The sequence below is a fragment of the Bacillus sp. ISL-4 genome (assembly GCF_018613275.1).
GTDB lineage: Bacteria > Bacillota > Bacilli > Bacillales > DSM-1321 > Peribacillus > Peribacillus simplex_E.
On record NZ_JAGGQN010000050.1, the window covers coordinates 49,891 to 56,909 of the forward strand.

The window sequence follows — 7,019 nt, forward strand, 5'->3', positions numbered from 1 at the left end:
CTGCGTCAATGGCCCAAGACAGTGTAGCTTGTCGAATAAAGTGCTCCGGTTTTTATCGTTTTTACTGTAATCCTCATTGGATTGAAGAAATTTGTGACACTCCTGCCGAATTACTGGCTAGCCGAGACCCCACAGGCGCTTGCTTTGATGCGGCTTGGCAGACAGTCGGCGGAAAGGGAGCGGATTTCTGAAATCAACTGAACTTTTTAAATAAAAAAACTGCAGGCAAACCGAGTTTTCATCGAGTTTGTCTACAGTTTGAAAGTCCGCCGATAATGGCGGACTTTTTTTATTATTTTACAGAATAACCTTCTTGATAAACGGGAAGTGTCACTGAAATCGTTGTTCCCTTATTCAAAAGGCTAGTTATATGAAGTGTACCATTCATCGTTTGGATGGTCTTAACAGCTACCATTGATCCCAACCCTGTCCCTTTTTCTTTGGAACTGTAATAAGGTTCGCCAAAACGATTTATTTGTTCTTTATTCATGCCTATTCCATTGTCACTTATTTCGATAATGATGTCGAAATTATTTACATAGGAAACAATACTGAGTTCCCCACCCTCTGGCATTGCCTCAATACCATTTTTAATCAGGTTCAGGAAGCATTGCTTGAAATGTTGAACATTCCCTCGGGTAATGCCTGGAGTCAACTGTTCAGAAATAGTAACTAAATTCATGCTGGCCAATGGTTTTATCATTTCAAGTACATATCCTATCTCACGGTTAATTGAAATAGGATCCACTTTTTCAATTGCAGGTTTTGCAAACGCTAAATATTCACTAATAATGGATTCTGCACTATTAAGCTCTCTAACGACATGCTGTATATATTGTTCTTTTACTTCTTGGGTTAGATCAGGAGCCTTTAGCAGTTGAACAAATCCTTTCACAACGGTTAAAGGATTTCTAACTTCATGTGAAATACTGGCCGCAAGCTGACTGACTACCTCCATTTTTTCAAGCCTGATCATTTGTGTTCGGATTAAAATGGCATCTTTTAAAATTTCCATTATATATACAGCTACAGCGATAATGAAAGGAGGGAGGATAATAAAGTAAAATACATACGCCTCCGTTATTCGAAAATAATCAGACATACCGAGTGAAATCAAGCTGGTCAGTATTCCTAGAAACAAAATTAATAGTATGGAGCCATTTAGCTTATTTTTTCGATTGAAATTATTGAATTTGGAAGAAAATAGAGCCGTTAAAATAAATATAACGATATAAACAGTTAACGTAAGGAAATTGAAACCATAAAAAGCAAACCTAAAAGTTAATATGATGACTAACAGAGCAGCCCCTACAGGCCAACCACCATAAAGTGTCCCTATTATAAAAGGAATTTGCCTGAGATCGTGGACACAATATTCATCTATATAAATAGGAAACTTCATACATAATATAATAGGAATGCTCATGCATGCAGTAATAAGGGTCTTGCCATACTGACTTAACCTTTTGCCATGATCCAATAAAATGTAATAAATCAAAATACTTACCAAGATATAAAAGAGGTTATCTAATATGTGTTGATTAATATAAATAAAATTCATAGGATTCTCCTGAAAAAGTAACCGTTTCGTTTATTATACAAGAATAACACTAAAAAAGAGAATCTTAATAAAGTAATTTATTTACAAAAAGACATTTAAATTCAAAAAAAGAGTTGTTTATTGTATCTAGGTGATAAATGTAACGAATTATCAGTTGGAAAGTTGGTTTTACATAATAAAGGAAATATAATGAAGACAGAGGTGATTATCATTGAAAAAATGGACAAGAGACATAGAAATAAACGCTCCAATTGAACAAGTTTGGAAGTTTCTTGATGGTTCCGTAGAAAATATGCAAAAAATCATGCCTCAAGTAGTTGAACACAAGCCCGTTAAAATAACGGAAGAAGTGGTTGGAAGCGTATATCGCCAAAAATATCGAGAAGGAAAACGAACAGAAGAGTATGATATAGAAACATTGGAATATTTAAATGAAACTAATGAGAAAAAGCTAAAAGTGGGCTTTATACTTGCTAAAATGTTTGAAATTACAGCTTTTTATGAACTAAATAAAATCAATGACAATAAGACTTCCTTTACATATACAGTCACCAGTCGCCCGTTAAAGTGGTTTTTGAAATTACTTTTACTATTTGCTACCGATAAAGTGGTAGTTGAATTTTTAGAACGTGTCAAAAGGGTAGCTGAAGCAGAAACAAGTGGATCATGAATTAATTAAGTCAATCGTCCGCATGATAGGGGGCATACCACTTGAGCATGTTGGAGGGTGTGCTTTGATCGTTTCATTCCACTGCAGGCACTCGCTTTCCGCGGGCGGTCCGGGAGCCTCCTCGGCGCTCTTTGCGCCTGTGGGGTCTCCCTTGGACACGTATTTCCCGCAGGAGTCTCGCACACCCGCTCCAATCAACTCTGCGTGAAAACTAAGTCGGCACAGCAACACAGATAGAAAATGATCCATCTTTTTTCAAGATGGATTTTTTTTATTTGTCGTAAAAGATTGAGGTGTAGGGGATTTTTGACTGAACTTACAGGTGGTTACCCCAAAAAGAGAGTTGCTTCGCCGTTTTAAGGAATACGAGAATAATAAGTTATGGTATCGGAGTAGGAGTAAAGGCAGGGTTAGAAGATGATAAGTAATTCTAAAAAACAGTGGTTAAAACAAAATTAAAATTAGGTGGTGAATTTTGATATTGATGTCTACAAATAAAGAGAATTATAAGAAGGCTTTAAATTTCGGATTATTATTTTATGCGATATTCGTGGGGTTAAGTGGAACAGTTTCCTTTGCAGTTCTATTATTTTGGGTTGTCCCAAAAGATCAAATATCAACAATATTAGTACCTTTAGCAAAAGTTGAACCACTTACTAACATGCACAAAAGGAGAACTCGAATTTATGTTCAGTGCCGCTGGACATCATTACTGCGTCTCAAAGTGTTTTAGGCTTATGTTAAAGTAGATTTTGAAAAAACAATTGTTTAGTGAAATCCCCTTCAATTCTTGAATAAATATAGAAACTCTTCTAAAATATATTTAGTCCATAATTTTACAGTGAATAAAAATATTACATACAAATGAAATCTAGTTATAAGAAAAGAAGTTGAAAGGACTTTCAATAATGTCTATGATTTACGAATCTCAAACACTAGTTTCTGCCATGCAAACACGTGTCGGACAATATAAGGATCTGAAAGAACAGCTCACTGAATTAAAAAAAGGATTTGAGAGTATCGTTAATTTGGATGATGAGCTACAGGGTCAAGGAGCAGAGGCCATTAAAGGGTTTTACAAAGCACAGATCGATGTCGTGGATTCTTGGCTGCGTTTGATCAATCGGCATGTTGCCTTTTTAAGTGGAATTCAAGGAGATACAATCGAAGCGAACCTTAGTGAAACCGTGGTTACGGTCCCTTTTTTAGAGGAAGAGCTGGAAAGCGCCAGTCGAAATTCCAAGGAAATGGTCACAGCCCAGAAAAATGATCTGAAAAAAATATTCTCCGGAATTGATGATATCATTCAGTTAGAGCCCTTCTCTGACGATGCGTTCTTTGAAAATATCGAGAAGGCTGAAACAAAACGGACCCAAACGATAGACAAAGTAAACGAGATCGATCATAAGTGGACGAAAGAATACGCTAAATCTGAAGAGGACCAGGCGGCAGTGACGGCACTCATGGAGCAATTGAAAGTATCCAGTACAAGAGGAGGAGTAGTATCCCCTCTCTATTTTAATGCAACGGCTTATAAAAATAGTGAAGCCTATAAAAACCTAGAAGTTAGGAAGAAAGAGACCGCGGAATATCTGAAGGTTAAGCAAGAGGAAGCAGAGAATCGTCGGATCAAAGAATTGAAGGCACAACTCGATCATGTAACAAATCCAGATGAGTTCCTCAAAATCGCGAATCAGATCGGATATGAAAACTTAGGTCCCACACAACAGCAATATGTGATGCAGCTTGAAGCGTCCAAGCAAACGGCAGACGTTGCAAAAGGAATCGGCGTAGGCCTTTATGATGTAGGTAAAGACTTTGTCACAGGAATTTGGGATCTCGTCACAGACCCTGGGGAAGCGGTTGAAGGTCTAGCAAATTCGATCATGCACCCGATAAAATCCTATAAATATATATCCAAGTCCATCTCGGATTCATATGAACGGGATATGGTAAATGGAAATGCCTATTCGCGGTCTCACTGGGTATCCTATGCTCTTGGAACAGTCGTCACATCAGTAGTAGGAACAAAAGGCGCAGGAGCCGTAACAAAGACTGGCGTAGCGACAACAAAAGCAGCTGCAGTAAAGGGCGTTACGAAGGCAAAAGAACTGGCCACTATCCCTAACCTATTGCCATACAATCCTAAAAACCAACTGTCGTTGGCAGGGGCAGTACCTTATAATATGGTTAATGGTACTGGATTAAAAGAACAGTTAATTTCAATGGCGAGAGTGGAGTCTGAGGTTAGTGGTAAGGGGATAGATAATTCTAATAGACTTATCCCTGGTAATCCAGGTGTTATTACTGGAGGTAACTCCAATAAGTTAGGGAAAAATATGATGGAAGATATGGGGCTTAAACGTTCTACAAAATGGAGTGGTTATCAAGCACAACATATAATTCCTTCTGAAATGGCAAAAAACCCTGTTATTCAAAAAATAGGAATGAATTTTGATGACTCATCAAATGGTATTTTTCTAAGAGTGCCAGATAATGATATAAGTACCATGTCCAGGCACAGGGGTTATCATTCTGTTTATAATGAAGTGGTTGAAAGAGCATTAAACAAAATGGATATTAATCAAAGTGTTAATAGTTTACAAAAGGATGTTTATGAGTTAAAAAATAATTTAAGGAAATTGCAAGAGAATGGTTTACCCTTGTATCCTAGTCAAGGTGCAACAGTAGAACTTTGGGAGAGAAAGCTTAAACAATTAGAAAATAAATAAATGTATATTGTATGGAGGTAAGTTCTTATGGATAAGAAAGATATTAGTTTCCTTGAACAGCTACTTTATGATACAGATAAAGAAATAATAATCAATGAGTTAACGAATATAGAAAACCCTTTATTTCTTCATTATTTTGCTGCAAATTATAATTGGAATAGTGGATTTGATGTACCAAGAGTTATTTTAGAAAACGAGGCTTGTGATTTAGGTACCGGTTTACTAATGTTTCATTATGCAGACGGCTATCGTATGTTAGAAGATTCAGATGAAGTTTCAAGTTCTTCATTAGAGGAATGGAAAGGTTTTTTGAATAAGATTTACAATAAACTTATAAACTTTGAGTTTAAATCTCAGAATATTTCCTTTGACCCTGAATTAACAAAAATCCAAAAGTATAAGTTGAAAAAGAATAACCCAAACATTCCTGATATTCTTATTAATATATCACCAGGCGAAGTGGTTGACATTCCTAAAATATAATGTAAATGTTTTTAAACCTTGAATGGCTTAAGCTTTTCAAGGTTTTTTATGTCTTATAATTGGTTTAATAAAGTAAAAACGGAAAGGGTGATTTTTTGTCAATTAAGAAATCAATGGGCCAATACTTCAGTATGAGACATGATCTTGCTGATGAAGGAATGAACTTTTTATTTAAGACTTCAGTTACTGAAGAGCTTAATTCAATAATTTATGAAGGTGAAGTTGACGAAGAAGATTATATTACATGGAAACCTGTAGAAAAAACTACTTTACATGACTTAAAGGAGTTAGAAGAGAACTTAGGGGTGGGATTCCATAAATCAATTATTGAATTTTTTAATTCGTATTGGTTCGCTAATTTAGACGGATTTTTAAATGATTTCTATATTAAATTAGATGCGGTTTTGCCAAACTTCGAGTTTGATTCATTCCGAGGGACCTTAGAGGGGTATAAGAGCAATCATAACAATAGACTAGAAAATATCCCTTTAGGTATCGAAGGGAATGGTTTGTTAATGGTAATTGATAATGAGAACGGTAAAGTAAAGTTAGAGGATCTCGAAAGGAATTCATTTGAGGTTATTTCAGAAAGTATTGAAGCATTAATTTCTAAACTAAGAATAAAAAGATAGTCGGAAATTGAAAGTTGATAAAACCGAGGTAAGTTGGTTCTATCAACTTTTTAATTTGAAGAAATATCCCTAAAGGCGGATTCAGACTTAGATGATATTATTAAAATAATAGAAGACCTAAAGGAGAAACTAAATGGATAAAACTCAAATTGCGAAAGACATTAGAGGTGCCATCAAAAGTGGCAAATTGGATACGGTAAGAGATTTACTTGAGAAAGAACCAGAAATGTTAACATGGAAGACACCCTTTGGTACATGTTTCTAAGTTCATTACCTAATTCGCTTATTGTCATTGAAACTTCCTCCTCATTATAGCATCTATAAAAATATTACCATATGCTGTTATAATTTAAATGATTAAGTATTTGGGAGGTATTTTTATGGCTGTACCAGGTTATCAAGATTTTATGTATCCATTTTTGAAACAATTAGAAGACAAAAAAGAGTACCGTTTACAAGATTTATATACAATATTAGCAAGCTATTTTAATTTGACTGAAGAAGATGTTGCTGAAATGCTACCTAGCGGTAAGCAAACATTGTTAGTTAATCGAGTAGGTTGGGCAAGGACCTACCTGGATAAAGCAGGACTTATTAAAGTTGTTAGGAGAGCAGTTTTCAAAATTACAGATGAAGGATTACGGGTGCTTAATAATCCAAGTATAACTAAAATTGATAGAAAGTGGAGTTAGTATAGTTTCATGGACACATTTTAGTTAAGTCCTTACAATGATTTTTGAGAGGATGTGTCCGTCTTGGAACGTAAGAATACAGGTAAAAAGTACAATAATGAATTCAAGAAGACTATTGTAGATCTTTATCACTCGGGTAATTCGGTCAAAGAATTAAGCGGCGAATATGGCGTATCAGAAGTTACCATTTATAAATGGGTTAAAGAATTTACTCCAATCGGTTTAGGGGAAGAGTCCATGACTCCAATG

Annotated in this window: 7 protein-coding genes and 1 pseudogene; 7 read left to right on the forward strand and 1 reads right to left on the reverse strand. The window is 35.4% G+C overall.

The window, feature by feature from the left end; all coding sequences use genetic code 11:
* Nucleotides 1–292: 292 nt before the first annotated feature.
* On the reverse strand, nucleotides 293–1,561 hold the full coding sequence (locus tag J7J00_RS24345) for an ATP-binding protein (protein WP_214795344.1): 1,269 nt from the start codon (nucleotides 1,559–1,561) through the stop codon (nucleotides 293–295).
* A 211-nt stretch (nucleotides 1,562–1,772) separates the two neighbouring features.
* Here J7J00_RS24345 and J7J00_RS24350 point away from each other — a divergent pair, with 211 nt between their 5' ends.
* The 7 genes and pseudogenes from J7J00_RS24350 to J7J00_RS24380 form a co-directional block, all read left to right on the forward strand.
* Nucleotides 1,773–2,231: an SRPBCC family protein gene (locus tag J7J00_RS24350; protein WP_214795346.1), complete on the forward strand. Its 459-nt coding sequence runs from the start codon at nucleotides 1,773–1,775 to the stop codon at nucleotides 2,229–2,231.
* Nucleotides 2,232–3,145: 914 nt separating this feature from the next.
* The gene (locus tag J7J00_RS24355; protein WP_214795348.1) at nucleotides 3,146–4,963 is read left to right on the forward strand and encodes a T7SS effector LXG polymorphic toxin; all 1,818 of its coding nucleotides are present in this window, start codon (nucleotides 3,146–3,148) and stop codon (nucleotides 4,961–4,963) included.
* A gap of 27 nt (nucleotides 4,964–4,990) precedes the next feature.
* Nucleotides 4,991–5,446: a DUF4274 domain-containing protein gene (locus tag J7J00_RS24360; protein ID WP_214795350.1), complete on the forward strand. Its 456-nt coding sequence runs from the start codon at nucleotides 4,991–4,993 to the stop codon at nucleotides 5,444–5,446.
* 113 nt (nucleotides 5,447–5,559) lie between these two features.
* The gene (locus J7J00_RS24365) at nucleotides 5,560–6,078 is read left to right on the forward strand and encodes a SecY-interacting protein Syd (RefSeq protein WP_214795363.1); all 519 of its coding nucleotides are present in this window, start codon (nucleotides 5,560–5,562) and stop codon (nucleotides 6,076–6,078) included.
* A gap of 133 nt (nucleotides 6,079–6,211) precedes the next feature.
* Nucleotides 6,212–6,334, forward strand: a pseudogene (locus J7J00_RS24370) (ankyrin repeat domain-containing protein); the annotation flags it as partial.
* A 124-nt stretch (nucleotides 6,335–6,458) separates the two neighbouring features.
* A complete protein-coding gene (locus tag J7J00_RS24375) occupies nucleotides 6,459–6,770 on the forward strand; it encodes a winged helix-turn-helix domain-containing protein (RefSeq protein ID WP_214795352.1) in 312 nt (103 codons plus the stop codon).
* Between the two features lie 63 nt (nucleotides 6,771–6,833).
* On the forward strand, nucleotides 6,834–7,019 hold a 186-nt coding region (locus J7J00_RS24380), incomplete at its 3' end, for a transposase (RefSeq protein WP_214795354.1).

Bases quoted from the DNA above. Each gene is read 5' to 3' on its own strand.
- J7J00_RS24345 (WP_214795344.1), bottom strand. From the start codon at position 1,561: ATGAATTTTATTTATATTAATCAACACATATTAGATAACCTCTTTTAT.
- J7J00_RS24355 (WP_214795348.1), top strand. From the start codon at position 3,146: ATGATTTACGAATCTCAAACACTAGTTTCTGCCATGCAAACACGTGTC.
- J7J00_RS24360 (WP_214795350.1), top strand. From the start codon at position 4,991: ATGGATAAGAAAGATATTAGTTTCCTTGAACAGCTACTTTATGATACA.
- J7J00_RS24365 (WP_214795363.1), top strand. From the start codon at position 5,560: ATGGGCCAATACTTCAGTATGAGACATGATCTTGCTGATGAAGGAATG.
- J7J00_RS24375 (WP_214795352.1), top strand. From the start codon at position 6,459: ATGGCTGTACCAGGTTATCAAGATTTTATGTATCCATTTTTGAAACAA.